At 63.0% G+C, this 25185-nt stretch carries 28 protein-coding genes; 9 read left to right on the forward strand and 19 right to left on the reverse strand.

Going from position 1 to position 25185, the window contains the following annotated elements:
* Positions 1 to 25: 25 nt before the first annotated feature.
* The gene (gene xdhC, locus ACLBKR_RS11775) at positions 26 to 889 is read left to right on the forward strand and encodes a xanthine dehydrogenase accessory protein XdhC (RefSeq protein WP_113487324.1); all 864 of its coding nucleotides are present in this window, start codon (positions 26 to 28) and stop codon (positions 887 to 889) included.
* Here the strand turns inward: xdhC and ACLBKR_RS11780 are convergent.
* On the reverse strand, positions 862 to 1164 hold the full coding sequence (locus ACLBKR_RS11780; protein WP_162759200.1) for a hypothetical protein: 303 nt from the start codon (positions 1162 to 1164) through the stop codon (positions 862 to 864). The genes xdhC and ACLBKR_RS11780 overlap by 28 nt on opposite strands.
* Positions 1165 to 1201: 37 nt before the next feature.
* Between ACLBKR_RS11780 and ACLBKR_RS11785 the strand changes: the two genes are divergently transcribed.
* Positions 1202 to 2125 (forward strand): LysR substrate-binding domain-containing protein, encoded by a 924-nt coding sequence (locus ACLBKR_RS11785; RefSeq protein WP_112831106.1) that lies wholly within the window; start codon positions 1202 to 1204, stop codon positions 2123 to 2125.
* Here ACLBKR_RS11785 and ACLBKR_RS11790 read toward each other — a convergent pair.
* A complete protein-coding gene (locus ACLBKR_RS11790) occupies positions 2093 to 2323 on the reverse strand; it encodes a hypothetical protein (RefSeq protein WP_113448849.1) in 231 nt (76 codons plus the stop codon). The two genes, ACLBKR_RS11785 and ACLBKR_RS11790, sit on opposite strands and share 33 nt — an antisense overlap.
* A 116-nt stretch (positions 2324 to 2439) precedes the next feature.
* Between ACLBKR_RS11790 and ACLBKR_RS11795 the strand changes: the two genes are divergently transcribed.
* Positions 2440 to 3339 carry a LysR substrate-binding domain-containing protein gene (locus ACLBKR_RS11795; RefSeq protein ID WP_414899336.1) on the forward strand — a complete coding sequence of 300 codons (900 nt, stop codon included), beginning with the start codon at positions 2440 to 2442 and terminating at the stop codon, positions 3337 to 3339.
* Between the two features lie 19 nt (positions 3340 to 3358).
* On the opposite strand, the gene ACLBKR_RS11800 is transcribed toward ACLBKR_RS11795, so the two are convergent.
* Entirely contained in the window at positions 3359 to 3691 is a 333-nt protein-coding gene (locus ACLBKR_RS11800; RefSeq protein WP_112831108.1) for a hypothetical protein, read from the reverse strand.
* Between the two features lie 230 nt (positions 3692 to 3921).
* Here ACLBKR_RS11800 and ACLBKR_RS11805 point away from each other — a divergent pair, with 230 nt between their 5' ends.
* From ACLBKR_RS11805 to ACLBKR_RS11815, 3 genes are read left to right on the forward strand one after another with little or no spacing between them, the layout of a single operon-like run.
* Positions 3922 to 5157, forward strand: a complete 1236-nt coding sequence (locus ACLBKR_RS11805) for a urate hydroxylase PuuD (RefSeq protein WP_113487318.1) — start codon at positions 3922 to 3924, stop codon at positions 5155 to 5157.
* Positions 5154 to 6464, forward strand: coding sequence for a guanine deaminase (guaD, locus tag ACLBKR_RS11810; RefSeq protein WP_113487316.1), 1311 nt, complete (start codon positions 5154 to 5156; stop codon positions 6462 to 6464). Before ACLBKR_RS11805 ends, guaD begins: the two co-directional genes overlap by 4 nt.
* 27 nt (positions 6465 to 6491) lie before the next feature.
* Positions 6492 to 6932 carry a potassium channel family protein gene (locus ACLBKR_RS11815; RefSeq protein WP_244709609.1) on the forward strand — a complete coding sequence of 147 codons (441 nt, stop codon included), beginning with the start codon at positions 6492 to 6494 and terminating at the stop codon, positions 6930 to 6932.
* A gap of 102 nt (positions 6933 to 7034) precedes the next feature.
* On the opposite strand, the gene ACLBKR_RS11820 is transcribed toward ACLBKR_RS11815, so the two are convergent.
* The 9 genes from ACLBKR_RS11820 to ACLBKR_RS11860 all read right to left on the reverse strand — a co-directional run bounded on the left by ACLBKR_RS11820 (position 7035) and on the right by ACLBKR_RS11860 (position 12655).
* Complete coding sequence (locus ACLBKR_RS11820) at positions 7035 to 7826, reverse strand: zf-HC2 domain-containing protein (RefSeq protein ID WP_113339246.1); 792 nt, start codon at positions 7824 to 7826, stop codon at positions 7035 to 7037.
* A complete protein-coding gene (locus ACLBKR_RS11825; RefSeq protein WP_113487314.1) occupies positions 7823 to 8425 on the reverse strand; it encodes an RNA polymerase sigma factor in 603 nt (200 codons plus the stop codon). Before ACLBKR_RS11825 ends, ACLBKR_RS11820 begins: the two co-directional genes overlap by 4 nt.
* 66 nt (positions 8426 to 8491) lie before the next feature.
* Complete coding sequence (locus ACLBKR_RS11830; protein ID WP_113339248.1) at positions 8492 to 9052, reverse strand: hypothetical protein; 561 nt, start codon at positions 9050 to 9052, stop codon at positions 8492 to 8494.
* A gap of 175 nt (positions 9053 to 9227) precedes the next feature.
* Positions 9228 to 9968, reverse strand: a complete 741-nt coding sequence (locus tag ACLBKR_RS11835; RefSeq protein ID WP_113487312.1) for a metallophosphoesterase family protein — start codon at positions 9966 to 9968, stop codon at positions 9228 to 9230.
* A gap of 3 nt (positions 9969 to 9971) precedes the next feature.
* Complete coding sequence (gene uraH / locus ACLBKR_RS11840; protein WP_112831115.1) at positions 9972 to 10328, reverse strand: hydroxyisourate hydrolase; 357 nt, start codon at positions 10326 to 10328, stop codon at positions 9972 to 9974.
* A complete protein-coding gene (locus tag ACLBKR_RS11845; RefSeq protein ID WP_113437019.1) occupies positions 10325 to 10825 on the reverse strand; it encodes an ureidoglycolate lyase in 501 nt (166 codons plus the stop codon). Before ACLBKR_RS11845 ends, uraH begins: the two co-directional genes overlap by 4 nt.
* 3 nt (positions 10826 to 10828) lie before the next feature.
* Entirely contained in the window at positions 10829 to 11155 is a 327-nt protein-coding gene (locus ACLBKR_RS11850) for a DUF86 domain-containing protein (protein ID WP_414899337.1), read from the reverse strand.
* Positions 11156 to 11187: 32 nt separating this feature from the next.
* Positions 11188 to 11481, reverse strand: a complete 294-nt coding sequence (locus tag ACLBKR_RS11855) for a nucleotidyltransferase family protein (protein ID WP_112831118.1) — start codon at positions 11479 to 11481, stop codon at positions 11188 to 11190.
* A gap of 139 nt (positions 11482 to 11620) precedes the next feature.
* Positions 11621 to 12655 carry a glutamine synthetase beta-grasp domain-containing protein gene (locus ACLBKR_RS11860; protein ID WP_112831119.1) on the reverse strand — a complete coding sequence of 345 codons (1035 nt, stop codon included), beginning with the start codon at positions 12653 to 12655 and terminating at the stop codon, positions 11621 to 11623.
* 402 nt (positions 12656 to 13057) lie between these two features.
* Here ACLBKR_RS11860 and ACLBKR_RS11865 point away from each other — a divergent pair, with 402 nt between their 5' ends.
* Positions 13058 to 13240 (forward strand): DUF2735 domain-containing protein, encoded by a 183-nt coding sequence (locus ACLBKR_RS11865; RefSeq protein WP_112831120.1) that lies wholly within the window; start codon positions 13058 to 13060, stop codon positions 13238 to 13240.
* Between the two features lie 25 nt (positions 13241 to 13265).
* On the opposite strand, the gene alc is transcribed toward ACLBKR_RS11865, so the two are convergent.
* The 5 genes from alc to ACLBKR_RS11890 form a co-directional block, all read right to left on the reverse strand.
* The gene (alc, locus tag ACLBKR_RS11870) at positions 13266 to 14288 is read right to left on the reverse strand and encodes an allantoicase (protein ID WP_113448845.1); all 1023 of its coding nucleotides are present in this window, start codon (positions 14286 to 14288) and stop codon (positions 13266 to 13268) included.
* 1 nt (position 14289) lies between these two features.
* Positions 14290 to 14790: a 2-oxo-4-hydroxy-4-carboxy-5-ureidoimidazoline decarboxylase gene (gene uraD, locus ACLBKR_RS11875; RefSeq protein WP_112831122.1), complete on the reverse strand. Its 501-nt coding sequence runs from the start codon at positions 14788 to 14790 to the stop codon at positions 14290 to 14292.
* A gap of 4 nt (positions 14791 to 14794) precedes the next feature.
* The gene (puuE, locus tag ACLBKR_RS11880; protein WP_113448844.1) at positions 14795 to 15715 is read right to left on the reverse strand and encodes an allantoinase PuuE; all 921 of its coding nucleotides are present in this window, start codon (positions 15713 to 15715) and stop codon (positions 14795 to 14797) included.
* A gap of 124 nt (positions 15716 to 15839) precedes the next feature.
* Positions 15840 to 16547, reverse strand: coding sequence for a DUF1045 domain-containing protein (locus ACLBKR_RS11885; RefSeq protein WP_112831124.1), 708 nt, complete (start codon positions 16545 to 16547; stop codon positions 15840 to 15842).
* A 107-nt stretch (positions 16548 to 16654) separates the two neighbouring features.
* Positions 16655 to 17839 carry an FAD-dependent oxidoreductase gene (locus tag ACLBKR_RS11890; protein ID WP_113339255.1) on the reverse strand — a complete coding sequence of 395 codons (1185 nt, stop codon included), beginning with the start codon at positions 17837 to 17839 and terminating at the stop codon, positions 16655 to 16657.
* On the opposite strand from ACLBKR_RS11890, the gene mnmD reads away from it, so the two are divergent.
* The gene (mnmD, locus tag ACLBKR_RS11895) at positions 17838 to 18599 is read left to right on the forward strand and encodes a tRNA (5-methylaminomethyl-2-thiouridine)(34)-methyltransferase MnmD (protein WP_113448843.1); all 762 of its coding nucleotides are present in this window, start codon (positions 17838 to 17840) and stop codon (positions 18597 to 18599) included. The genes ACLBKR_RS11890 and mnmD overlap by 2 nt on opposite strands.
* Here mnmD and ACLBKR_RS11900 read toward each other — a convergent pair.
* The gene (locus ACLBKR_RS11900) at positions 18582 to 22634 is read right to left on the reverse strand and encodes a PAS-domain containing protein (protein WP_162757821.1); all 4053 of its coding nucleotides are present in this window, start codon (positions 22632 to 22634) and stop codon (positions 18582 to 18584) included. The two genes, mnmD and ACLBKR_RS11900, sit on opposite strands and share 18 nt — an antisense overlap.
* A gap of 216 nt (positions 22635 to 22850) precedes the next feature.
* Between ACLBKR_RS11900 and ACLBKR_RS11905 the strand changes: the two genes are divergently transcribed.
* Positions 22851 to 24437: a trimethylamine methyltransferase family protein gene (locus ACLBKR_RS11905; protein ID WP_113339258.1), complete on the forward strand. Its 1587-nt coding sequence runs from the start codon at positions 22851 to 22853 to the stop codon at positions 24435 to 24437.
* Here the strand turns inward: ACLBKR_RS11905 and ACLBKR_RS11910 are convergent, their stop codons facing one another.
* Positions 24438 to 25121: a helix-turn-helix transcriptional regulator gene (locus ACLBKR_RS11910; RefSeq protein ID WP_113339259.1), complete on the reverse strand. Its 684-nt coding sequence runs from the start codon at positions 25119 to 25121 to the stop codon at positions 24438 to 24440.
* Between the last annotated feature and the right edge of the window lie 64 nt (positions 25122 to 25185).

The raw sequence follows: 25185 nt of genomic DNA on the forward strand, positions 1-25185 counted from the left end.
GCAGGCCAGAGGGGGGTGGCCACACATGAGGCCCGTGCCCGGCAAACCATCCCTTCCCGCCTTCCTCACCGCCCACCCGAATGCCGTCCTCGTCGAAATCGCCGCAGCAAAGGGTTCGACCCCGCGGGAAGCCGGCGCTTTCATGGTCGTCGCCAATGGCAGGTTGTTCGGCACCATCGGCGGCGGTCATCTGGAATACATCGCCATCGACCACGCCCGCGCCTTGCTTGCGGGCAAGGCAGCCGACGAAACGCTGGATATCCCGCTCGGACCGGAAATCGGCCAATGCTGCGGCGGCCGCACGTTGCTGCGTTTCACCAAAGTGGACGGGAGCGTCAGGGAGAGGCTCCTGCGACAGGCATCGAGCGAACAGCAGGCCTTTCCCGATATCGTCCTGTTCGGCGCCGGTCATGTCGGCCTTGCGCTGGCGGCAGCCCTTGCACCGTTGCCCTTCAACGTGACGGTGGTGGAAACCCGCAGCATCGAGGCGGGTGCCCTGCCCGAGGCTGTCGCCTTTCGCCACGTACCCATGCCGGAAACCGAGGTTGCGGCCATTCGCCCGGGCGGCGCAGCCGTCATCCTCACCCATGACCACGCACTCGATTTCCTGATTGCCCGGCAAGCGCTCGCCCGCGACGATCTCGCCTATACCGGCATGATCGGCTCGGCGACCAAGCGGGCCACCTTCTCCCGCTGGCTGATGCGCGAGGGGGGTGAAGCCGCATGGCTCTCGCGGCTGACGCTGCCGATCGGAGCCGCAACGGTGAAGGACAAGCGGCCGGCGGTGATTGCCGCCCTGGTCACGGCCGAGCTTGTCACCCGGTTGCTCGGCAGCCGGCCGGCCGCCGGGCTTTCCGCCCGTCAGGATGAACGCCTCGTCGACCGATAGGCGTGCGCGTTCGAAAGCAGCCGATCGGCCTCGCGGCGGTCCGTCTTTAGATTGTCCCTCTCCAGCCCGAGATCGTGCAACAGGTCTTCGGGCAATTCCTCGATGGACATGCGTCCGCCGGCAATCAGACGCCGGAGAAACCGTTGGATGCCGGCAAGGAACTGACTTTCCGACGAAAATGCGAATCGGATTGCGGACAGCATGGTCGCCTCCACAGCAATTGTTTCGTTTGATGGATGAAGTAATAAATGCCGTTGATTTTCGGGGAATTCCAATTCAATTTCAGCGAAGCGCCATAAAGAAGACTTATCGATGAAGTTGTCCCGCCAGTTTCCGCTGAATGCGCTGAGAGTTTTCGAGACGGTTGCGCGCCTCGGCAACTTCACCCGCGCCGGCGAGGAACTGGGCATGACCCAGACCGCCGTCAGCTACCAGATCAAGCTTCTCGAAGAGAACATCGGCGAACCGCTCTTCGTGCGTCAGCCGAGGCAGGTGGTGTTGACGGACACCGGCGCCCGCATGCTCCCGAAGGTCAGCGAAGGCTTCACATTGCTCGCAGATGCAATCAGCCAGGCCCGGCGCAGCGGCGACGAAATCCTGGAAATCCATTCGACGCCAACCTTCGCTTCTCACTGGCTGGCCCGAAATCTCGGCAACTTCCAGCTCGAATATCCGCATATAGCCGTTCGCCTGCAACGTGGTACGCAACTGACCAACTTCAATCGGGAGTCGGCCGATGTCGCGATCCGAATCGGCATCGGTCCCTGGCAGGGTCTGGTGTGCCATCCGCTCATCCGGCTTTCCTACACCCCCATGCTCAGCCCGCGCCTCGCCGAAAGCATCGGTGGCGTCAACGAACCGGCCGACCTCCTGAAACTGCCGCTGATCTCCGACGACGACGACGGCAGGTGGAAGGTATGGTTCGCGACGGCCGGCGTCGATACCCTGCAGGGCAAGACCCGCCGCCTCAACGCCTTCGGCGCGCTCGACCTGGAGGCTGGTGCAGCACTTTCAGGCCATGGCGTAGCGATGCTGAGTCCCTTCTACGTGCAGGAAGAACTGGCTTCCGGCCGCCTGATACAGCCCTTCGACCTCAGTTGGACCGACGAAAACACCTACTGGCTCGTTTATCCGCATGGCCGGCGCAACCTGCCGAAGATCCGCGCCTTCCAGGCATGGCTCATGGCCGCATTGCCGGTGTCGTCAGAGATAGCGCGGCGGCCAGCCGATGCGTGACCAGACATCGCGGCGGTGATCCCCGCGCTCGGGGCCGGGTGTCCGCCGACCGTCCAGAAGACCGAGGTCGCGCATCTCTTGTTGCGACATGGCCTCCCGCCTGCGCGACGAGCGGGCAAGGACCCTCGCCAGCCATGCGGAAAACCTGTTTCTCCGGCGAAAAAAGCGCAGGAAACCATTCGGCATAACATACGTCATGGCCGATCCCTCGTTGACAATGAAGAATTGCAGTTGATCTATGAGAGACAGAATGCGCGCGTTTATCGCGGTATTCCAACGAAAGATCCGTCTGCATGGATCAAGAGGACTTATCCATGAAACTGTCCCGCAACTTCCCGCTGAACGGCATGCGGGTGTTCGAGGCCGCGGCCCGGCATCTGAGCTTCACCAAGGCGGGCGAGGAACTCGGGATGACGCAGACCGCCGTCAGCTACCAGATCAAGTTGCTGGAGGAGATCCTCGGCGAACAGCTTTTCCTGCGCCGGCCACGGCAGGTCACCTTGACGGAAGCCGGGGCGAGCCTTGCGCCGCGCGTTTCGGAGGCCTTTGGCCTTCTGCAGGAAGCGGTCGCCAATCTGCGCGAGACGGCGCAGGTCACGCTCACCATCCACTCGACGGCAACCTTCGCCCAGCAATGGCTGGCGCGGCGGATTGGCGATTTCCAGATCAGGCATCCGAACATTGCGGTACGCCTTGAAACCTCGTCCTCGGTGATCGACTTCAACAGCACGGAAGCGGACATCGCCATCCGTTCCGGTAACGGCACCTGGCCCGGCCTCCATTGCCAGTTCCTGATGCGCGGCGACTTCACTCCCATGCTCAGCCCTACGCTTGCGCAGAGCGTCGGCGGCATCCACCGTCCGGAAGACCTGCTGCGGCTGCGCATCATCGATCCGGGCGACCCGTGGTGGCGCATCTGGTTCAGCGCCGCCGGCATTGACGATCCCGACCTAGAAAGCCGGCCGCGCAGCCGGCTTGGCGCCCAGTCCTTCGAGGCGAACGCCGCCATTGCCGGCCAGGGCGTCGGCATCCTGACGCCGACATTCTACCGCAACGAAGTGGCGATGGGCCTCCTTTTCCAGCCCTTCGATATTCTCGGTAGCGACGGACGCGGCTATTGGCTCGCCTATCCCGAAGGCAAGCGCAAGCTGCCGAAGATCAAGGCCTTCCATGCCTGGATCGTGGAGACATTGGCGGCGGACGACCTGCGCTGACGCCCGCGGGAAGCATCCGTCAGAACGACATATCCGGCGCATAGAAACAGCGCGGCGTGTTTTCGTCCGGGAACAGGCAGAGATGATATTCGCTGTCCTGCGAGCGGCGCGTGGTGCTCTGCGGCAGCTTGAAAATGTGACGCCGGGTGACGAGCCGGTGGTCGCCCGGCGCAAGCGTCAACTGGTAGCCGCCCGGCACGATCCGGACGCTCGACGAGGGGATCTGCTGGCAGTCGCCGCCACGGTCGTCCCCGTTGCAGCAATAGAGATCGTAGCTCCAACCGGAATGGGCGTCGTGAGCTTCGACCGTAGAGGCATACAAGATGCTGGCGATTATCAATGCCATGCGCATGGGCGGCTTCTCCATGGAATGAAGGCCTCCGCCGGTACGCACACCACCTCCCCGGCGGAATTGCGACACCAATGTAACAGCATACGAACATTAGAATAAGAAGATAATGTAAGGGGTGGATTTTTGCGGTGCACAATTCACCGGGGAAAGCGTCGATTTCGCCCCCCGCCCTCTTTCATTCCCAAGGCTTTTTCGACAAGGTATCCGGTTGGGGAAGAAAGGGATTTCCGATGTATGAATTTGCCATCGCCTGGGAATGGCTGGCCTTTGCCGTTCGCTGGCTGCATGTCGTGACCGCCGTCGCCTGGATCGGCTCGTCCTTCTATTTCATCGCACTCGATCTCGGGCTCGTGAAGCGCGACCACCTGCCGGAGGGCGTTTATGGCGAGGAATGGCAGGTCCATGGCGGCGGTTTCTACCACGTGCAGAAATATCTGATTGCCCCCGCCTCGATGCCCGAGCACCTGACCTGGTTCAAATGGGAGGCCTATACCACCTGGCTCTCCGGTTTTGCCCTGCTCTGCGTGGTCTACTACGGTGGCGCCGATCTCTTCCTGATCGACCGCCATGTGCTCGACATCGACCAGTGGCAGGCGATCGGCCTTTCGCTCGCCTCCCTCGGCATCGGCTGGGTGCTCTACGATCTCCTCTGCAAGTCGCCGCTCGGCAGGAATACCTGGGGCCTGACGGCCTTTCTCTATGTCGTGCTGGTCGTCATGGCCTGGGGCTACACCCAGATCTTCACCGGCCGCGCCGCCTTCCTGCATCTCGGCGCCTTCACGGCGACGATCATGTCGGCCAACGTCTTCTTCATCATCATCCCGAATCAGAAGATCGTCGTGGCCGACCTCATCGCCGGCCGCACGCCGGACCCGAAGCTCGGGGCTCAGGCCAAGCAGCGCTCGCTGCACAACAACTACCTGACGCTTCCCGTCATCTTCTTCATGCTGTCGAACCACTATCCCCTGGCCTTTGCCACCGCCTATAACTGGATCATCGCCGCCCTGGTCTTCCTGATGGGCGTCACCATCCGCCACTGGTTCAACACCACCCATGCCCGCAAGGGCCGTCCGCTCTGGACCTGGATGGTCACGACCGTCCTGTTCATCGTCATCATGTGGCTTTCGACCGTGCAGAAGCCCGTTTCGGAAGGTGAAGTGTCGGTCGCTCCCGTCTACCAGCGCTTTGCCGCCAACGCCCATTTCCCCGCGGTGAAGGACATCGTCGCGAGCCGCTGTTCCATGTGCCATGCGGCAGAGCCCGTCTGGGACGGCGTGGCGCGGGCACCGAAATCCGTGAAACTCGAAAGCGACGCGGAGATCGCCGCCCACGCCCGGGAAATTTACCTGCAGGCCGGCCGCGCCCATGCCATGCCTCCCGGCAACATCACCGAGGTCAGCGCGGAAGAGCGCGCGCTTCTTGTCGCCTGGTATGAAAGCGCGGTCTCCGGGAACAGCAGCCAATGACAGCCACCACCCTTTATCGCGGACGCCTTCTCTCCTTCCGCCGCGCCCCCGAAAGCGTGGGCGACGAGGGAAGCTACCGCTACGAAAGCGACGGCGCGCTGCTGGTCGAAAACGGCCGGATCGCCGCCATGGGCGATTATGCCGCCGTAAAGGCCGGGGCCGCACCCGATACCATCGAGATCGACCACCGGCCGCACCTCATCCTGCCGGGCCTGATCGATACCCATGTGCATTTTCCGCAGATGCAGGTGATCGGCTCCTATGCCGCCAACCTGCTGGAATGGCTGAACACCTATACCTTCCCCGAGGAATGCCGCTTCGTCGAAACCGCCCATGCCGAGCGCATCGCCCGGCATTTCTTCGATGAGTTCTTCCGCAACGGCACGACGACCGCGGTTGCCTATTGCTCCGTGCACAAGGCCTCGGCGGACGCGTTCTTCGCCGAAAACCTTCGCCGCGGCAGCCTGATGGTCGCCGGCAAGGTGATGATGGACCGCAATGCGCCGCAGGGCCTGCTGGATACGCCCGAGATGGCCTATGACGAGACGCGGCAGGTGATCGCCGACTGGCACGGCAAGGGCCGCAACCATGTCGCCATCACACCGCGATTCGCCATCACCTCCACGCCGCAACAGATGGAAGCGACCCGGACGCTTGCCGAGGAATTCCCCGACCTGCACATCCAGACGCATCTTTCGGAAAACCGCGACGAGATCGACTTCACCTGCTCGCTCTATCCGGAAGCGACCGATTATACGGATATCTATGCCCGCTACGGCCTTCTCGGCCCTAGGACGCTGCTCGGCCATGCCATTCATCTCTCCGACCGCGAGGCCGACGCCATCTCGGACGCCGGTTCGATCGCCGTCCATTGCCCCACCTCGAACCTGTTCCTCGGCTCCGGTCTCTTCCCGATGAAGCGCTACCAGCGCCGCGAAAAGCCGGTCCGGATTGCGGTCGCGACCGACATCGGCGGCGGTTCCAGCTACTCGATGCTCAAGACCATGGACGAGGCCTACAAGATCCAGCAATTACAAGGCGAGCGCCTCAATCCGCTGGAAAGCTTCTATCTGATGACGCTGGGCAATGCCGAGGCACTGTCGCTTGCAGACCGGATCGGCACGCTGGACGCCGGAACGGACGCCGATTTCGTCGTTCTCGACTCCGCAGCGACCCCGGCCATGGCGCTGCGCATGGAGACCGTGAAAACCCTTGCGGAAGAACTCTTTCTGCTGCAGACATTGGGCGACGACCGCTCCGTGGTCGAAACCTACGTGGCGGGTCATGCCGTAAAGGGCGCAAGCTAGCCGCCACGCCTGAATACAGGTCGAAACGTGCTGCAACTCTTGCTCAATCTGGCAATCGGAACGGTGGTCATTTCATTGACCGTCGTCATCCACACTTTCGGCTTGATAGCCGTGACCCACGCCATGAGCTGGGTGACGGCCCATATCCGCCTGCACGCCCATCGCAGCCGCATCCTGGCCATGAACACGGTGGTTCTCGGCGTCTTCTGCGTGCTGACGGCCGAGGTCTGGCTCTGGGCGCTATGCTACCGGCTGATCGGTTTTCTCGGCGATTTCCCGACAGCGCTCTACTTTTCGACCGTCACCTTTTCGACCATCGGCTACGGCGACGTCATTCCCCATCCCGAATGGCGCATGCTGGCGGGACTGGAGGGCGTGAATGGTTTTCTGCTGATCGGTTGGTCGACCGCCTATCTCGTCGCAGCCGGCATCAGGGTTGGCCCCTTCCGGTCCGGAGAGCATTTCTGATGGCGCGATGCGGCAAACGACGGATCGGCGAGATCAACCATGGCCTCATCGCGGAAAACCCGCTCTGACCGGCATGCGCGGTAAGCGGTCGATCCGCATCGCTCAGGCCGAAATCCTGTCGATCAGGGCATCGGCGAGATCCAGCATGCGCGTCTCCGGTGCATGGCCGATCAGCATCAGGCCATGGCCTCCGTCGGACCAGTGAACGACGGTCATGCCGTTGCGCTGCTCTGTTCGCACCGGCTCGGCCTTTCCTTCGGAACGGACGATGCAGAAGGCGAGCGGCCCGCTCTCCGGATCGAGATAGAGGATCTGGGCGAGCGGCCTGCCCTCATAGGCGAGCACCTGGGCGCGCTTGTAATCGAGATCGCCGAAATCGAGCTGGGCGGGCGTCATCCGCATGTCGAGACGCCGGTTGACGTCTGCAAGCTCCGCCGCCTGTTCCGCCGGCGTCGGCAGCACACCGGCAAGCGTCTGCGCATCGTAAAGCGACATATACTGCGCGACCAGGCCCCGCCATTCGCCGCCGCCCTCCTCATCCGTCCCGAACCAGTCGAGGCCGGTCCTGCCGGCAAGAATGCCCGCTGCCACCGATGCGGCCATGGCGCCGAAAAGGCCGCGACGGCTGATGCCGCCGCTGGGAGCCTTAGACGGTTTCGTCGCGGCGGCATCGTCGAGCATCGCCTGCAATCGCCTGACCGGCGCCTCGCCGAGCAGCGGGGCGAAGGCGTGACGATAATCGAAGTTGGCGCGTGTCAGGAATTCCAGCCGCGCGGCCACGCGCTCGTCATGCTCCAGAAGGGTTTCGATGCGGTCGCGCTCCTCGCCGTCCAGTTCACCGTCGATGAAGGCCGTCAGAAGCTCGTCCGAGGGCATGGTATCGTCCTGCGTCATCGCACATCCTCCCCTTTGGCTTCCGCCAGCTTTGCCCGGGCGGCTGCAAGCCGGCTCATGATCGTCCCGATGGGAACGCCGAGGATCGCCGCGACCTCGCGATAGGAAAGTCCTTCCACATAGGCGAGAAACACCGCCGTGCGCTGCGCCTCCGGCAGGGCATCGACCAGCCGCATCACCTGATTGGCCATCACCTTGCGGTCCGCCTCGGCCCGGCCGTCGAAGGAGAGGACATCGGCCGCCTCGGCAAGCCCGGTCCCCTCGCGCACCCGCTGCGCCCTGACCTCGTTCAGCCAGATGGAATGCAGGATGGAAAGCAGCCATTGGTCGATCCGGGAGCCCGAGGAAAACTGCACCGCCCGCTCCAGCGCCCGAACGCAGGTCTGCTGCACCAGATCGTCGGCCATGTCCCGCCGGCGCGACAGCACGAAGGCATATCGCCACAACCGGCTCAGATTGGCCGACAGACCGTTTCGCACATCCGCCTCGCTTGCGATGGCAGCCTCCCTTCCCGACGATGTCGCAGGCAACGGCCCCCGCTGCTGTTGTGACGGTCGGGCGACGCTGTTCAACGGATAATCACAGGATAGGCTGGACATTGGCAAGATACCCGCAGACGACAGCCGTGCCCCATGAAAAAGGTCCGGCCGTCACCTGCCCGGCCTTTAGATCTTCGGAGCGGCATTGATTGCCGAATCGAGATCCCGGTACTCCTCGCAGGAGGTGCCGCAAAGCCCGGCGATCGCCTGCAACTGCGCCTTCGCCAGCCCGATCTCGCCCTTCAGGACATAGGCCTCGCCGAGATATTCGCGCACCTGAGTGTATTGCGGGTCGGCGGCGACGGACTTCAGGTAGTAGCCGATGCCCTCATCCAGACGTCCGAGCTTGCGGGTCGCATAGCCGCGATAGTTCAGTACTTCCGGCGAATTCTGATCCTTCACCGTGTCCAGAACCTCAAGCGCCTCCTGATAGCGTTCGGCCTTGGCCAGCGCGTAGGCATAATCGGCAAGATCGTCGTCGCTCAGATTGGCGCCGCTCTGCTTGACGCACTTCTGCGTCTTCCGGTCGTAGACGCTGCCCTTCTTGCAGACAGGTGTGGAACCGGAGCCCGTGTCCGAGCCGCCGCCGTAACCGCCTGCGGCGAGCGCCGGAACCGTGGCAAAGGCGAAGGGAACGAGGCAGGCGACGGAAAAGGCGGCAAGACGAAGCCTTAGTATGCGGGTCATGGCGTGTTCCTCTGCGGTTTGCAGCGGCGCGTCCTCCGGGACGCACGGGAGCGCTGCGACGTTTGACATTCCGCATGCCCCAGCCTCCACCGCTTCCGGCTCGCCTGGTCATGCGGGCTTGCAGGAGGAGAACACCCGGCAGCGCGCTTCTATTCGGCGGGAAATAAAATTTTCTTCAGGCGATCCAACCGCCGGAAAGCGCGCTCACCCAATCGGCCATGCCATGGGCGGCGGCGAGGTCGGCAGCGGCGACATTGTCGTAGCGCACCTGCCGGAAGGCGGGCTGCCAGCCGCGGCCGGTCTTTTCGAGAACCGCATAGGCAGCGAAGGGCGTGCCCTGCTGGGCCTTGTGGTAGAAGGGCTGGTCGTAGTCGAAACCGGGGCAGCCGACGCTGCCCGGATTGACGATCAGCCGGCCGTCGGAAAGCTGTACGGCGCGGGCGATATGGCTATGGCCGCAAAGGATGAGCGGCTGCTCGATGCCACTCGCCAGCGCCTCGATTTCCTCGAGCGCCTTCAGATGGAAGATGCCGCCGGGCGACAGCGTCTCCATCCAGTAGGTGTTGTCGTCCCGAGGCGTCGCATGGCAGAGATAGGCTTCCTCGCGATAGACGGCGCTGAACGGCATCGAGCGTATCCAGTCTAAATGCGCGGCGCTGAGCTGCCGAAAGGCCGGCTGCTCCCAATCGCCCATCTCGTCATAAGGCCGGTCGACCAGCGCCCGGTCGTGATTGCCGCGGACGGTCAGCGCATCAAGCGGCAACAGCAGGTCCGCCGTCTCGCCCGCCTTCAGCGGCCCGGAAAAACTGTCGCCGAGATTGACGATTTCCGAGATGCCCTGCCGCCGGATATCCTCCAGCACGGCCTCCAGCGCCAGATGATTGCCATGGATATCGGCAATCGCCGCAAAGATCATGGTTCAGCTACCCCGGTATGTCGAATAGCCGTAGGGCGAGAGCAGCAACGGCACGTGGTAATGGGCCGCGGTATCGCTGATCCCGAAGCGGATCGGAATGATGTCGAGGAAAGGCGGCATGGTGAGGGGCGCGCCCTGCGCCTTCAGGTAATCGCCGGCATGAAACAGGAGCTCGTACTGGCCGATCCGGAACTTCTCGCCGGAAAGAATAGGCCCGCCATCCACGCGGCCGTCGGAATTGGTAACGACGGTGGTGACAAGCTCCGCCTCCTGGCCCGCCATCCGCATCAGCTGAATCTTCAAGCCTTCGGCGGGCTTGCCGAGCGCTGTATCGAGGACGTGGGTGGTAAGGCCGGTCATGGATGGGGCTCCAGAATCAGGAAGGGCATGTCGAAGAAGAATTCTTCGAGATTGTTGCCCGGCCCGTCGCGATCGACAACCAGAAAATCCGAGATTTCCCCGACCGCCATCAACGGGTGGTGCCATACGTTGCGGCGATAGTTCACCCCCTGATCCGGCTGCGCCAGAAAGACCTGCGGGCGACCGGGCCTGCCGCCTTCGTCCGGCGAAACCGCCACGAGAAACGGCCGGCCGGAGAGCGGCGAAAAGCTCTGGCTGCCGAGCGGATGCCGCTCCATCATGCCGATTTCATAGGGAAAGGCGCGCGGCTGGCCGCGGAAGATGTTGACGATCACCCGCGCGCCATCGCCCGAAACCTCTGGCGAAAACAGCGCATGAAACCGCTCCGTGGTCCCGCCGTTAATAAGGCGCATGGTCTCGGGCTTGGCGGAAATCACTTCCCCGAAGGGAGCGAATGCCTCGGGGGTGAGATGCTGAACGGAAAGCAGGTCGGGCAAGATCTATTCCCCTTGCGGGTGAGTACTGCGTATCGCGCGAAGTTGCGCCAGAAGTTCTGGAATGGCGAGAGCAGAAGTGTTCCAAACCGTATCCAGATCGATGCGGAAGTAATTATGAGCGATGCGATTTCGCATCCCACCTATTTTCGTCCAGGGGATTTCTGGATGATCGGCGACAAAATCCGCGTGGTCCTCGGTAAGACGGTTCGCGACCTCGCCGATCATCAGCAAGTTCATTCCGAGTGCCCGCTGCAGCACCACATTGTTCATGAAGACCTCGCGAGACAGGCCCGACATGAACTCGGCGGTCTCGACGGCGACCTGTTCCATCTCTCGAAGATTTCCAATGAGACGTTCCTGCTTCATACCGGTCGGGCCTCGGAGAGCACCCGTTTGCGCACCTCTTCCGGAAAATCGCCTGGCAACACCAGATGGATCGGCGTCGGCTTCATCATCTGCTCCAGTTCCTCCAAAAGCCCACCGAGATCGAAGAGCGTCGTTCCCGGCAGCGGATCGACCAGAATGTCGATATCGCTGTCCGGGCGGTCCTCGCCGCGCGCCACGGAACCGAAGACGCGCGGGTTCGCCGCGTTGAAGCGCCTCGTCGCCTCGCGGATCGCCTGCCTGTTCTTCTCCAGCACTTCCGATGGCCGCATGGCCGAACCTCCGTTTGGGGCAATATAGGCGAAGCGCCCGCCCCGAGAAAGCCGGTCGCAGCGACGCAATGCTTCCCTCAAACGAAAACAGCGCCGGCTTTCACCGGCGCTGCCTCAATGACCAGTCGATCGTGGAAGATCAGGCTGCTGCGGAAGCAGCAAGCGGAACTTCCGAGATCGTCTTCAGAACCTGCGAAGCGATCGCATAGGGGTCGCCCTGGGAGTTCGGACGACGATCTTCCAGATAGCCCTTGTAGTCGTTCTTGACGAAGGAGTGCGGAACGCGGATCGAGGCGCCGCGGTCGGCAACGCCGTAGGAGAACTTGTTCCACGGAGCCGTTTCGTGCTTGCCGGTCAGACGCATGTGGTTGTCCGGGCCGTAAACGTTGATGTGGTCCATCAGGTTCTTTTCGAACTGTGCCATCAGGCGTTCGAAATAGTCCTTGCCGCCCACTTCGCGCATGTACTTGGTCGAGAAGTTGCAGTGCATGCCCGAACCGTTCCAATCGGTGTCGCCGAGCGGCTTGCAATGCCATTCGATGTCGATGCCGTACTTTTCGCAGATGCGCAGCAGCAGGTAGCGAGCGATCCAGATCTGGTCGGCGGCCTTCTTGGAGCCCTTGCCGAAAATCTGGAATTCCCACTGGCCCTTGGCCACTTCGGCGTTGATGCCTTCATGGTTAATGCCGGCTTCGAGGCACTGGTCGAGGTGCTCTTCGACGATCTGGCGGGCAACCGAACCGACGTTCTTGAAGCCGACGCCGGTGTAGTACGGACCCTGCGGAGCCGGGTAGCCGTGTTCCGGGAAGCCGAGCGGACGACCGTCCTTGTAGAAGAAATATTCCTGCTCGAAGCCGAACCATGCGTCTTCGTCGTCGAGAATGGTGGCGCGGCTGTTCGACGGATGGGGCGTGACGCCATCGGGCATCATGACTTCGCACATCACGAGAGCGCCGTTCTTGCGGGCCGGGTCGGGATAGACGGCGACCGGCTTCAGAACGCAGTCGGAGCTGCGGCCTTCGGCCTGCTCGGTCGACGAACCGTCGAAGCCCCAATACGGCAGCTCTTCCAGCGAAGGAAAGTTGTCGAATTCCTTGATCTGCGTCTTGCCACGCAGGTTCGGCACCGGCTTGTAGCCATCGAGCCAGATATACTCGAGCTTATACTTGGTCATTCTTGGTCTCTCTTCAGTCAAGCGCCCGCCCACGGAGCGCAACAGAGGGGTGATTCTCCGGTTGTCCGGCGAGTCCCGGAGATAGAAGCAGGAAGCGTGCCAACTGACGAAAACCGTCATCCCGCCGACACAATGACGCACCGCGGCATGGGCAAGAAGGCGGCGAACAGCGAGAATCCTTAACAGTTTCAGCTTATTGTGTGGGAACCTGGCACAGCCATACCGTGTTTTCCTGTGCCATGGGCCGCGTGACCGGACGTGATGATTTCGCATTCACGCATGTTTTTGGCCCAAAAATGCCTATAATTTATGCATTTTGCACTTTTCGTGTGCATTCGATCTTGAAATCTGGTAGGGACGATCATCGGGCTCGAAAACCGATGAACAACGAAAGGCAGCAGCATGACGACGAACATGGTTCGGGAATCGGCAAAGATCCTGCAGTTCCCGGTGAGAAACATTCAGATGCGGATGGAAATGCGCGAGCGCGAAGAACGCTCACGCCCCGTGATTTACGAAAGCGGCGCAGGCAGCTGGTATCACGAGGAAGCGATCCGCGAGGCGGAAGAGGCGCGCAAGCAGTAGCATGCGCACCCTGTTGCCCTGTCGCTCAGGCCTTGCGGCCCTTGAGGCGTAGACGCATGACGCCACCATCGGGATGCATGGCAAGGCGCACATGGGTGACGGGACCGATATCGGCGATGGCATCGCCGGCAAACAGATGCTCCGCGTCCATCTGCATCTTCTGGCGCGGCAGGATCGGCTTCCAGGTTTCCGAAGCCGCGATTTCCTCCGGGCTGAACGTATCGCCGGCATCCGGCAGATAGGCCCCCAGCAGTTCGCAGGTATCCGGGTAGTTCCCCTTGAAGAAATGCGTGTCGATGAGCACGCTATCAATCACGCCCGCATGGCCGAGCCGGATGATCGCCCAGTCGTGTCCCGGTCCGCGCCGGCGCTTGGTTTCCCAGCCGTCTCCCATGTTGACCCCACGCCCCGGCGACAGGATCTTGTCCGGATGGCCGTAATGGGCGTCCGACCAGGCCAGCGCCTTCGCACCATGGAAGATATAGGCAAGGTCGATTTCCTCGTCCGCCCCGACCTTCGACCAGTCGAAGAAGGCGGCTCCGTAGACCCTCAGGCGCGCAATGCCGCCATCGGGATAGATATGCAGCCTGAGATGGGTCCACACCTTCTCGCGGTCGGAATTCTCGAAGAAGTGCTGCGCCGAAGGACCGAGGGCCGATTTCGCCAAAAGCTCCGTCCAGACGGTCTCGTCGGTCGGATCGCCGCTCTCGACGAAAGCAGCCTCGATCGAGCAGAAGGGCGGATAGTTGCCGGTGAAATAACGGGTATCGACGTCGAAACCGAAGATCCGGCCCGGCATGGCCAGACGAATGACCGACCAGTCGTGACCGGGCACGCGCTTGCGGCGGCTTTCCCAGCCGTCCATATACTTGCCGTTGTCGTCATAGAGATCGGGATCGAACCACGCGGGCTCGTCGTTCAGCATGCGGTCCAGCGGCGCGAAGAACTCGTCCGTGGCATAAAGACCCTTGGCGCCGAGACGGGCCGAGGCGAGATTGACGGCACCGGCTGCGAAATCGGGCAGCGCGACGACAGAAATTTCGGGCATTTCAGATATTCTCCGGCAAGAGGTGTGCAAGGCGGATATGGGCGATCTTCTCCACCTGGGCGCAGGCGGTGGCGAACTCCGTTTCGCGATCGTTGTCGATGCGCGTCTCGAAGGCTGTGAGGATATCGTCCCTGGTCAGCCCCGTCACCGCGATAATGAAGGGAAAACCGAATTTGGCGGTATAGGCCGAATTGAGTTCGGTGAAGCGCGCATGTTCCTGCGGCGAGAGCCGGTCGAGGCCCGCGCCGGCCTGTTCCTTCCGGCTGTCCTCGGTCAGCTCACCGGCAATCGCCAGCCGACCGGCAAGATCCGGATGCGCCCGCAGCACGCCGAGCCGCTCTTCCGGTGAGGCCGCGCGAAATTGCGCGCTGAGCGCCGCATGCACGCCGGCCGCCGTCAGCGGCTCCCCGATCAGGCCCGCATCATAGGCACGCTCGGCGATGAACGGCGAATGCTCGAACACGCCGCCGAAGCGGGAAATGAAATCCTCTCGCGTCACCATGCTCTCACCATGCCGGCTTGTGATGCTTGTGCCAGTGCTCGGCGATCTCGATGCGCTTCGGTATCCATACCTTCTCATGCGAGCGGACGTAATCGATGAAGCGGGCGAGCGCCGCAGCGCGGCCCGGACGCCCGACGAGGCGGCAATGCAGACCGACGGACATCATCTTGGCGCTGCCGGCCCTGCCTTCCTCGTAGAGCACGTCGAAGGCGTCTTTCAGGTAGGTGAAGAACTGGTCGCCCGAATTGAAGCCCTGCGGCGTCGCAAACCGCATGTCGTTGGTTTCGAGCGTATACGGGATGATGAGGAACGGCTTGCCGTCGATCCCCTTCACCCAATAGGGCAGATCGTCAGCATAGGAATCTGACGAATAAAGGAAACCGCCCTCCTCCATGACGAGCCTGAGCGTATTGCCGGAGGGCTTGCCCTGATACATGCCGAGCGGATGCGAGCCGGTGAGTTCCTTGTGCAGCCGCACCGCCTCGAGGATGTGCTTGCGCTCCACTTCCTCGGGAAAATCCTTGTATTCCAGCCAGCGATAGCCATGGCTGGCGATCTCCCAGCCGGCGTCCTTCATCGCGGCGACAGCTTCCGGATTGCGGGCCATGGCAAGCGTCACGCCGTAGACGGTCACCGGCACGTCGCGCTCGGTGAACATGCGCCACAGCCGCCAGAAACCGGCGCGCGAACCGTATTCGTAGATCGATTCCATGTTGAGATTGCGCTGGCCGGGCCAGGGCTGCGCCCCGACGATCTCGGAGAGCAGGCATTCGGATGCCGGATCGCCGTCGAGAATGCAGCTTTCGCCGCCCTCCTCGTAATTGACGACGAACTGCACGGCGATACGGGCATCGTCAGGCCATTTGGGATCGGGAGCGTTGCGGCCGTAGCCGACGAGGTCGCGCGGATAGGTATCAGTCTGCATCAAATCACCCTGCTTGTTCGTGAGCGAACGGTAAGCAGCCGCACCTCGGATGTCGAGATGGAAACGCGAGAGCGGGGCGTTGCCTTTTTGGCGACACTCGCCCCTGCCTGAGAAGCCAGAGGGGTCAGGCGATCTTGCGGGCCGAGATGCGTCCCATCGGGTGCAGGGAGTGGACCTGGAACGGCGCGCCCGGCTCCTTTTCGATGAACAAGGCGAGATTGGAAAACTCCACCGGCTCGCCGAGAACCGGCTCGAAATGCGTGCGCAGCGCATCCTCGACCCGCGCGAATTCATAGGGCGCAAGCGGCCCGGTAAGCGTCATGTGGAACCGGAATTCATCCATCACGTAGGGGTGGCCCCAGCGATAGAGATTGGCGAACTGCGGAGCGGACAATGCTTCCGGATTGCGCCGCTCGATCTCCGCCTCGGTAAGCGGCGCCCGGAAGACGTCGAGCTCCTGGACAACCGCGGCCGCCAGATAATCGAGCGCCGGGCATGGCCGCTCCAGCACCAGCCCGAAGAAATCGCCGAGCCGGGCGATTTCGAACCGAGGCATGTCGAAGGGTTCCAGAGTGCCGGCAAAGCGCATCAGTTCGCGCAGCAGGGCGGGCTCGGAGAAGTCGCCATGCAGATGGAAAGGGGCCTTCAGCGTGGCATGGAAGCCGTAGCGCCGCGGCAGCGCCGTATGAAAGGCGATCTCGTGCATCCCGAGGCCACGCAAGGCGGGGTGTTCGACGGCCTCGCCCGAATAGACATTGCGCCCGAGCCAGCCTGCGGCTGCAAGCGTCAGCGGGTCGCCCGAAGGGGGCGTGAAATATATGGCATAGCGCATGCGAATACCTCACCCTCTTGCCTGGCGCCAATTTTAGCAATTGACGTTACACGCAAGGAGGTAGGTGATTTGCATGACAGGATCACGACGGGAGCCGGGGGAGAAGCTCACGCATTGCGAGCAGCAACGGCAATGTGATGGGCAAGCGCAAACGACGGAGGCAAGCCCGCCGGCCCGCCCGCGACGCCGGCGACCGCCGCCTCCGCCAGCCGGTGCGCAAGGCCGAAGCTGACCTTGAAGCCGCCGGTCAGCGCATGAATGCGCGGGCAATCGGGATGCGGGCCGACCATCGGGTCGCGATCGATCGCCTTGGGCCGCAGACCGGCCCACCGCTCGATCACCTCGGCATCGCGAAGAACCGGTGCAAGCGCCCGCGCCCGTCCCATCAGCTCTTCGAGCTGGTCGTCCGTCGCGACGGGATCGTCGAACCGGTCCTCGCTGGTGCTGCCGATCGCCGCAAGGCCGCCCTCATGCGGCACGATGTAGAGGCCGTCGAGATAAAGCAGCGGCAGCGTCGGATCGATATCCCCCTTGAGCAAGGCCGCCTGTCCCTTGACCGGCTGGCCGAGCGGTTGCGCAAGCGGCGCTCCAAGCGCCTGCAGCATGGGGAAGGACCTGTACCCGGCGGCGATGATGCAATGACCGAAGGCGACCGTCCGACCGTCCGAAAGTTGTGCCGAACCGCTCCCCGCATCGAGCCGGGCGGCACCGGAATTCTCGACGATGCGAACATTCGCCGCAGTCTTCAGCCGGCAGGCGAGCAGCCCGGTCATGCCACGCGGGGAGACCCGCGCGGCGAAGGTGTCGTGAACGATGCCCGCCGCCATGAACTCCTCCGCCGGCCAGTCGCTGCCGGCCGGCGAGGCATCGAGCGGCAACCAGGAGAAGGAGCGGGCCCCGACACGCCAGTGCGCCTCCGCATCTCGGCCGTGGCGCTCGGCGATCACCCTCAGATGCGGCTTCGGCAGCGGGATCAGCCGGCCGCTGCGGCGATAGCCGGCGGACAGACCGGTTTCGGCCTCGAGACGCCTCACCTCCTCTTCCAGGCCAAGGAGCGCATCGAACTGCAACTGCTTCTTCTCCGACCAGCGATCGGGCATGTGGGGCATCAGCGCGCCCAGCAGCCCGCCGCTTGCACCGCGACCGAGCGCTCCCTCATCGAGGAGAATGGTATCGATACCCTGCCGTTCCGCATGGAGCGCGGCCCATAGCCCCATGATGCCGCCACCCACGATCAACAGGTCGGCGGATAATTGACCTGATTGCCGCGCGGCGCTATCCGCTTTCGTCATGACAGTTTCCCACACGATATCGTCGACCGAAGGGCCGGACGCAGGCCAGGGGCAGAGCCTCACCTGGAACGACGGCGATATGCCCTATTCGGCCGCCTTTGGCGATCACTTTTATTGCCAGACCGACGGCCGGCTGGAATGCGGCCACGTCTTCCTGAGCGGCAACGGCCTGCCCACCCGCTGGGCTGGACCCGGAACCTTCCGCATCGGCGAACTCGGCTTCGGCACCGGCCTCAACGCCTGCGAGACATGGCGGCAATGGAAGGAGACCCGGACCGCCGAATCGGCCCTGCATTTCGTCTCCTTCGAACTCTACCCGATGAAGGCCGAGGAACTGGACCGCGCGCTCTCCCGCTGGCCGGAAATCGACGCGGAACGCAAAAGACTTGCGTCCCTCTGGCCGCGGGCGCCCGAAGGCGTGGTGGACCTTCCGCTGGACGAACAGACCCGCCTGACCGTCGTCTGCGGCGACGCTTTGCGCAGCCTCACGGACAGCACGCTCGTCTTCGACGCCTGGTTCCTCGATGGCTTCGCGCCGTCCCGCAATCCGGCCATGTGGTCCCCGGAACTGATGCAGGCGGTTTTCGATCACACCGCACCTGGCGGCAGCTTCGCGACCTATGCGGCAGCCGGTTTCGTCCGCCGTAATCTGGCAGGAACCGGCTTCGCCGTGGAAAGAAGGAAAGGCTTCGCCGGCAAGCGGGAAATGCTCTGCGGTATCAGGCCGGTCGACCAGCCCGGCTCATTCTCCGGCCTCTAGCTCGCCGGGCGGCTGCGACCCCAGCCACTGGCCGATCTTCTGCTGCATCTGCTCCGGGCTGATCGGCTTGGACAGGTAATCGTCCATGCCCGCCGCAAGGCAGAGGTCCTGATCGAGATCGAGTGCATGGGCGGTGACCCCGATGATCGTCACATGGCGACCGTCGCCAAGCGCACGCTCCTCCTCGCGGATGGCGCGCGTCGCCTGATGGCCGTTCAGGACCGGCATGGAGACATCCATGAGGATCAGGCGGGGAGAAAGGCTCCGCCATGCGTCGATGGCGTCCCGGCCATTATCGACGATCCGATAGGACAGTTCCGTCGTCTGCATGATCTGGCGGAAGACAATCTGATTGACCTCGTTGTCCTCCGCAATCAGCACATCGCAGGCGCTCGCCGAAACCGGCCGTTCCGCGCTGCGCGTAGGCGAAGAGACCTGGGCTTGCGGGGAACCCTGTTCCTGCAAGGCCAGGGAACCCGTTGAAGGCGGCGGCGCCATGAAGCGTCCGGCATGGGTTTTGAGCCGCGCGGCGCGAACCACGTCGATGATCGCGTTGCGCAGGAGATTGGCGCGCGCCGGCTTCATCAGATGCGCCTGAACGTTGAGTTCACGGAAGATGCGCTCGTCGCCGATCATGTCCATCGAAGTCAGGAAGATGATCGCGCTGGCGTCGAAACGGCGGTCGGCGCGGATGAGGCGGGCGACCTCAACCCCGTTCATTACCGGCATCTGATAGTCGATGACCAGCGCATCGATGACGATGCCGACCTGGGCCGCTTCCTCCAGGATAGCAAGCGCAGCCGAACCGCTCTCGACGGCAAGGCTGTCGAAACCCCACATCGCCATCTGCTCGGTCAGGATCTGCCGGTTGACCGCATTGTCGTCGATCACGAGCACGCGGGCGTTCTTGACGTTGACCGGCATGCCCGCATGCTTGCGGCGCTCGCTTGCAACGGCAAGCGGCAGGTTGACGGTGAACGCCGAACCGTGGCCGAGTTCGCTCTCCACCTCGATATGCCCGCCGAAAAGCGCAACGAGGCCGGCCGTGATCGCAAGTCCGAGCCCGGTTCCCTCATGCCGGCGGGTCGACGAGGTGTCGACCTGCGAGAATTTTTCGAAGATGGATGCCTGCTTTTCCGCGGGAATGCCGATGCCGGTGTCCTCGATCCGCACCGAGAGCAAAGTGCGCCCCTCGGCCAGAGGCTCACTCGAGAGCGCGATCAGCACATGCCCCTTTTCGGTGAACTTGATCGCATTGCCGACAAGATTGGTGACGATCTGCCTGAAGCGGCCGGCATCGCCGATAACCTGATGGCCGACCGTCGCATCGCCGCGCACGATAAGCTCGATGTCCTTTTCGGCAGCGGAAGCAGACAGAAGCGTCGCCACATCCTCGATCGCCTCGACGGGATCGAAGGACGTCTTGCGCAGTTGTAACTGACCGGCGTCGATCCGCGAGAAATCGAGGATGTCGTTGATGATCGTGAGAAGCGCATTGCCCGATTTGACGATGATGTCGACGAAGGTTTTCTGTCGCGTGTCGAGCGCGGATTTGGCAAGAAGTTCCGCCATGCCGAGAACCCCGTTCATCGGCGTGCGGATTTCGTGGCTCATATTGGCGAGGAATTCGGATTTCGCCTTGTCGGCCGCCTCGCTGCGCGCCAGAAGAACCTTCAGTTCCTCCTCGCCCCTCTTGATTTCCGTGACATCCGTCAGCACGATCATCCAGTGGCCGTGGCCGCTGACGGTCGCTTCCATCTGCACCCAGGTCTTGCCGTCGGCCAGGAAGGTGGTGGAAAAGCCGCTGGCAGAACGCACCTTCTCCTGCCATTCCCGGAGAACCGACATCGCATCCGGCCCGAAATCGCCGCGCTTGGCGCAATAGGCGAAACACGCGTGCCAGCTCTGCCCCTTCTCGATGAAGACAGGCGGCACGCCCAGAATCCGGACGAGTGCGTCATTGCTCTCGATGATGACCCCGTCTTCGATGACAACGAGCCCCTGGGACATCACCCGGGTGGCATCCTTCATGAACTGGCCGAGCCGTTCAAGCTGGTCCCGCGCTTCGCCGATTTCGAGCTCGCGCTGGCGTATCTCCGTCAGGTCGGAATAGGTCAGCAGTATCCGGTCGTCATTGAGCCGGGTGACCGTGCTCAGCACGTATTTGCCGTCGTCGTAGACGAGGTCGCGAACCACCGATCCCTGCAGGTTGCGGAACAGCTCCACCCGCTGCCGGTAGCCTTCCTCGAACTCCACGTCCGGCCAGCTCCAGCCGCGCTCGCGGTTGATCTCGCAATAATATCGGAAGGACATGCCCTCGAGCGGAACGTCCTTCGGCCAGCACCAGATCGTCGAGCATTTTTCATTGACGAATTCGACGATCATGTCGCGATTGAGGATCGCGACGCCGACCGGCATGATGCGGAAGACGCTGAGCAGGTCGTCGTAAAGCTCTTCGGCGCGTCGCTGGGCCTCGATGAGTTCCCGCTCACGGACCTTGAGCAGGGTGACGTCGGTGATCGAGCCGACGATGTAGCGATGATCGTCGGGCGTCACGATGCGGTTGAGCCGCGTGATGACCGATGCCGGCCGCTCTCCCGGCAACATGATATCCTGCGGTCGCTCGAAGCTCGTGCCCGTTGCAAGCACCTCTTCGTTTTCGGCGCGAAGCTGCTTTCCGGAATGCGGAAACATCTCGTCCTCGCGCATGCCGTAGAATTCGTCCCGCGGCCTGCCCTGCATCATCTCGTAGGCGGCATTGGCGAAGATGAGCCGCCTGTCGCTGTCACGGATGAAGACGGGAACGGGTAGGTGCTCGATCGCCGTGCGATAGAGAATGCTCTCCTGTTCGCGCTGGTGCAATTCCGTGACGTCGGAATAGGTCACCAGGATCTTGCCGTTGGCAAGCCGCCGGCTCCTGATCGCAAGGATGCGTCCGTTGGGGGTTTCCGCCTGCGAGACGACGCTGTTTCCATCCTCGCCGAACTGGGAAAGCCGCGCCTGGTAGATCGCCTCGACATCCACCAGCGCGGTATCTCCATACCGTCCCCGGCTGAAATTATAGTCCAGAAACGCCCGATACGAATGCCCCACCGGCTGATAGCCATCCTCGGCGTCCAGCATGTCGCAGAAAGCGTCGTTGACGTATTCGATCGTGAGCGCATCGTCGAGGATCATCACCCCGACGGGCAGCGACTTCAGCAGGCTCTCGAGATGGCTGTGGAGTTCCTCGGCTTCCGCCCGCGCCTCGATGAGTTCCCGCTCGCGCCGCTTCGTCGCGGTCGTGTCGGTGATCGAGCCGACGAGGTAGTGCTTGCCGTTGCTCGCGGTGATCCTGTTCTTGCGGGTGATCGCCGGCAGCTCGAAGCCGTCGACGAAGCGAAAAACCTGCTCCGTCTGCAGCACCTTGCCGCCCTGCAGCACCTCGCTGTTTTCGGTATGATAGCTGCCGCCCCTGTTGCCGAAGGTTTCCCATTCGTCCTTGCCGACGAGATCGGCCCGGTCGATGTTCACGATCGCCGCATAGGCGTCATTGGCGAAAACCATGCGATGGTCGCTGTCGCGAACGAAGGTCGCCGTCGGCAAATCCTCGAGAACCATGCGGAAAAGCTCCGCCCTGTCGGTCGTCGGCGGCACCGTCTCCTTCGGCCCCTGCTCGCGCACGATCCGTTTCGGCAGCTCCTCGGCCATGCCGAACAGGAAGATGCTGTCGTCATCGTCGAGAAATCGCTCGACCTTCAAGGCGACCCGCTCGGAACCGCCGGGGCTGTCAACCAGCGCGCGCTCTTCCTCGCCGAAGACCAGGGCGCGTCTCTCGCGGTCGTTTCTATCGAGATATTCGGAACGTCCGAAAGCTTCCTGGTCGGTCTTGCCGGCAATCGCCTGCTGGCTGACGCGCATGAACCGGGCATAGGCCTCGTTGACCGAGACATAGCGCAACTCGCTGTCCTTGACGAAGGCCGGCACGTCGAGCTCGGCGATCTTCTCGCAGGCTAGTCTCAGCAAATCGCCACCCGTATTCAAGAATTCACTCACGAAAAGACCATGCCCCCCGAATGGTAAACGCTTGGTAAGCGCCATAGCCTGCGTGACGCTGACCACCAAAACCCCAATCGCCCGTCCATGTTCCTCCTGCCCCGATACGACATGGCCATTGTTCCAGTTAAGCCGGCCATTCGTCGCAATTGGCTATGTCATCTCCGGCAGGAAGCCGGATAGTATCCATGTCGAGGATGACAAAGTGGATGAACCATGAGCGACATTACACCGCCTGCCTTGCCCCAGACTGAAAGCCTCTCCGGACAGGGCGAACGCCGCCGTCGCAGCGGCGGGCGCGGCGCGGAACGTCAACGCCCCGCGACAGCGCCGAAATATCGCAATCTCGTCAACCGGCTTGCGAAGACGGAGCTTCTCGACCCCCAGACGCTCGACGATATCCACGAGGCCTCGCTGACCGTTCTCGAGGAAATCGGCATGGACATCATTCTGCCGGAGGCCCGCGAGATCATGCGCCGGGCCGGAGCCTCGGTGAGCGAGGGAACCGAGCGCGTCCGCTTCGATCGCGGCCTCATCATGGAGATGATCGCATCGGCGCCGGCGCAATTCACGCTTCATGCCCGCAACCCCGCCCGCAATGTCGCAATCGGCGGCAACAATCTCGTCTTCGCCCAGATCGCATCCGCCCCCTTCGTCGCCGATCGCGAAGGCGGCCGTCGCGCCGGTAACCAGGAAGACTACCGCAAGCTCGTCAAGCTCGCGCAATATTACGACATCATCCACACCACCGGCGGCTATCCGGTCGAACCGGTCGACATCCACGCCTCGATCCGCCACCTCGACTGCCTGTCAGATCTGGCGAAGCTCACCGACAAGCCGTTTCACGCCTATTCGCTCGGCCGCCAGCGCAATCTCGACGGGCTGGAGATCGCCCGCATCGCCCGCGGCATCACAGCGGAACAGATGGAGTGGGAACCGTCGCTCTTCACCATCATCAACTCGTCGTCGCCGCTGAGACTCGACGGCCCCATGCTGCAGGGCATCATCGAGATGTCGTCGCGCAACCAGGTGGTCGTCATGACACCGTTCACGCTCGCCGGCGCCATGGCGCCAGTGACGATTGCCGGGGCGCTCGTTCAGCAGAACGCCGAAGCGCTGTGCGGCATCGCCTTCACCCAGATGGTGCGCAAGGGCGCGCCGGTGATGTATGGCGGCTTCACTTCGAATGTCGACATGAAGACCGGTGCACCGGCCTTCGGCACGCCGGAATACATGAAAGCGGTGATCGCCGGTGGCCAGCTCGCCCGCCGCTACGGCGTTCCCTACCGCACCTCGAACACCAACGCCTCCAACACACTCGACGCGCAGGCGGCCTACGAATCGGCATTGTCGCTCTGGGCGCTGACGCAGGGCGGCGGCAATTTCATCATGCATGCCGCCGGCTGGACGGAGGGCGGCCTCACCGCTTCCTTCGAAAAATTCATCCTCGACGTCGACATGCTGCAGATGGTCGCCGAATTTCTGACGCCGCTCGATGTCAGCCCCGACGCGCTGGCGCTCGACGCCGTGCGCGACGTCGGCCCCGGCGGGCACTTCTTCGGCACGGCCCATACGCTTGCCCGCTACGAGAGCGCCTTCTATTCGCCGCTCCTTTCCGACTGGCGCAACTACGAGACCTGGACGGAGGCCGGCCGGCCGACCACCTACGACCACGCCAACCGCATCTACAAGGAAGCGCTCGCCCGCTACGAGCGTCCGCCGCTCGATCCGGCAATTGAGGAGGAGCTGGACGCCTTCGTGGCGAAGCGCAAGGCGGAAGGCGGCGTGGCAACCGACTTCTGATCAGCCGGCCTGCAGGCGCTCCAGATAGACGTCGTATGTCTGGTGCGGTTCGAGTTCGAACCGCTCGGCCAGCACCTTCCACGCCTCAACCCGGTCAAGGCGGAAATCGCGGAAGTCGCCACGCTTCTCGCACCATGCCGTCATCAGCCACAGCCCGCCGAAGGCGCTGAGCGCCAGCGGCCGGACGGTCCGCTCGCTGCGCTCTCCCGTCAGGGCATGGTAGGAAATCCATACCTTGCGCCGCGCAGAAAGCGCGCCCCTGATCTCTCCGAGACAGGCCGGAGGCGCGGGCTGCGCCGCAGAACGGAAGGCGTGGATCTGGGCGCTCGCCAGTCGCGCGGCATGCTCCGCCGGCAGGAGACCGAGGATCTTTTCGCGTGCCTCGCGCGCGGCCTGGCCGAGCCGCGGATCGCCGAGCATCTGCGCCGCTCGCAGACCGAAGGCCAATGCCTCGAGCTGTTCGAAGGTGAAGGTCAGCGGCGGCGCGTCGAAGGCCTCCCGCAGCATGTACCCCACCCCCCGTTCCCCCTCGATTGGTGCGCCCGAGGCCATCAGGTGCTGCATGTCGCGATAGATCGTGCGCGGCGCCACCTCCATCTTCGCGGCAATCTCGTCCGCCGTCATGGCGCGCCCCGTGGAGCGCATCAGCTGAATGATCCGGAACAGGCGGTCGGCGGGACGCATGATCGAGCCTCGATGATGGCAGTGGCCATAAGGCTGTCAGGAGCCGTGTGATAGGTCAAGCGTA

Origin of the sequence: Paenirhizobium cremeum (assembly GCF_047553425.1) — a bacterium.
GTDB lineage: Bacteria > Pseudomonadota > Alphaproteobacteria > Rhizobiales > Rhizobiaceae > Allorhizobium > Allorhizobium cremeum.

What these genes read in the sequence shown, in the direction of transcription:
- ACLBKR_RS11905 (WP_113339258.1), top strand. Translation starts at nt 22,851, where the DNA reads ATGAGCGACATTACACCGCCTGCCTTGCCCCAGACTGAAAGCCTCTCC.
- ACLBKR_RS11855 (WP_112831118.1), bottom strand. Translation starts at nt 11,481, where the DNA reads ATGCGGCCATCGGAAGTGCTGGAGAAGAACAGGCAGGCGATCCGCGAG.
- xdhC (WP_113487324.1), top strand. Translation starts at nt 26, where the DNA reads ATGAGGCCCGTGCCCGGCAAACCATCCCTTCCCGCCTTCCTCACCGCC.
- ACLBKR_RS11830 (WP_113339248.1), bottom strand. Translation starts at nt 9,052, where the DNA reads ATGACCCGCATACTAAGGCTTCGTCTTGCCGCCTTTTCCGTCGCCTGC.
- ACLBKR_RS11890 (WP_113339255.1), bottom strand. Translation starts at nt 17,839, where the DNA reads ATGACGAAAGCGGATAGCGCCGCGCGGCAATCAGGTCAATTATCCGCC.
- puuE (WP_113448844.1), bottom strand. Translation starts at nt 15,715, where the DNA reads ATGCAGACTGATACCTATCCGCGCGACCTCGTCGGCTACGGCCGCAAC.
- alc (WP_113448845.1), bottom strand. Translation starts at nt 14,288, where the DNA reads ATGCCCGAAATTTCTGTCGTCGCGCTGCCCGATTTCGCAGCCGGTGCC.
- ACLBKR_RS11850 (WP_414899337.1), bottom strand. Translation starts at nt 11,155, where the DNA reads ATGGAACAGGTCGCCGTCGAGACCGCCGAGTTCATGTCGGGCCTGTCT.
- ACLBKR_RS11865 (WP_112831120.1), top strand. Translation starts at nt 13,058, where the DNA reads ATGACGACGAACATGGTTCGGGAATCGGCAAAGATCCTGCAGTTCCCG.
- uraD (WP_112831122.1), bottom strand. Translation starts at nt 14,790, where the DNA reads ATGGTGACGCGAGAGGATTTCATTTCCCGCTTCGGCGGCGTGTTCGAG.
- ACLBKR_RS11800 (WP_112831108.1), bottom strand. Translation starts at nt 3,691, where the DNA reads ATGCGCATGGCATTGATAATCGCCAGCATCTTGTATGCCTCTACGGTC.
- ACLBKR_RS11910 (WP_113339259.1), bottom strand. Translation starts at nt 25,121, where the DNA reads ATGCGTCCCGCCGACCGCCTGTTCCGGATCATTCAGCTGATGCGCTCC.
- uraH (WP_112831115.1), bottom strand. Translation starts at nt 10,328, where the DNA reads ATGACCGGCCTTACCACCCACGTCCTCGATACAGCGCTCGGCAAGCCC.
- ACLBKR_RS11860 (WP_112831119.1), bottom strand. Translation starts at nt 12,655, where the DNA reads ATGACCAAGTATAAGCTCGAGTATATCTGGCTCGATGGCTACAAGCCG.
- ACLBKR_RS11820 (WP_113339246.1), bottom strand. Translation starts at nt 7,826, where the DNA reads ATGACGCAGGACGATACCATGCCCTCGGACGAGCTTCTGACGGCCTTC.
- ACLBKR_RS11825 (WP_113487314.1), bottom strand. Translation starts at nt 8,425, where the DNA reads ATGTCCAGCCTATCCTGTGATTATCCGTTGAACAGCGTCGCCCGACCG.
- ACLBKR_RS11885 (WP_112831124.1), bottom strand. Translation starts at nt 16,547, where the DNA reads ATGCGCTATGCCATATATTTCACGCCCCCTTCGGGCGACCCGCTGACG.
- mnmD (WP_113448843.1), top strand. Translation starts at nt 17,838, where the DNA reads ATGACAGTTTCCCACACGATATCGTCGACCGAAGGGCCGGACGCAGGC.
- guaD (WP_113487316.1), top strand. Translation starts at nt 5,154, where the DNA reads ATGACAGCCACCACCCTTTATCGCGGACGCCTTCTCTCCTTCCGCCGC.
- ACLBKR_RS11795 (WP_414899336.1), top strand. Translation starts at nt 2,440, where the DNA reads ATGAAACTGTCCCGCAACTTCCCGCTGAACGGCATGCGGGTGTTCGAG.
- ACLBKR_RS11785 (WP_112831106.1), top strand. Translation starts at nt 1,202, where the DNA reads ATGAAGTTGTCCCGCCAGTTTCCGCTGAATGCGCTGAGAGTTTTCGAG.
- ACLBKR_RS11805 (WP_113487318.1), top strand. Translation starts at nt 3,922, where the DNA reads ATGTATGAATTTGCCATCGCCTGGGAATGGCTGGCCTTTGCCGTTCGC.
- ACLBKR_RS11835 (WP_113487312.1), bottom strand. Translation starts at nt 9,968, where the DNA reads ATGATCTTTGCGGCGATTGCCGATATCCATGGCAATCATCTGGCGCTG.
- ACLBKR_RS11790 (WP_113448849.1), bottom strand. Translation starts at nt 2,323, where the DNA reads ATGACGTATGTTATGCCGAATGGTTTCCTGCGCTTTTTTCGCCGGAGA.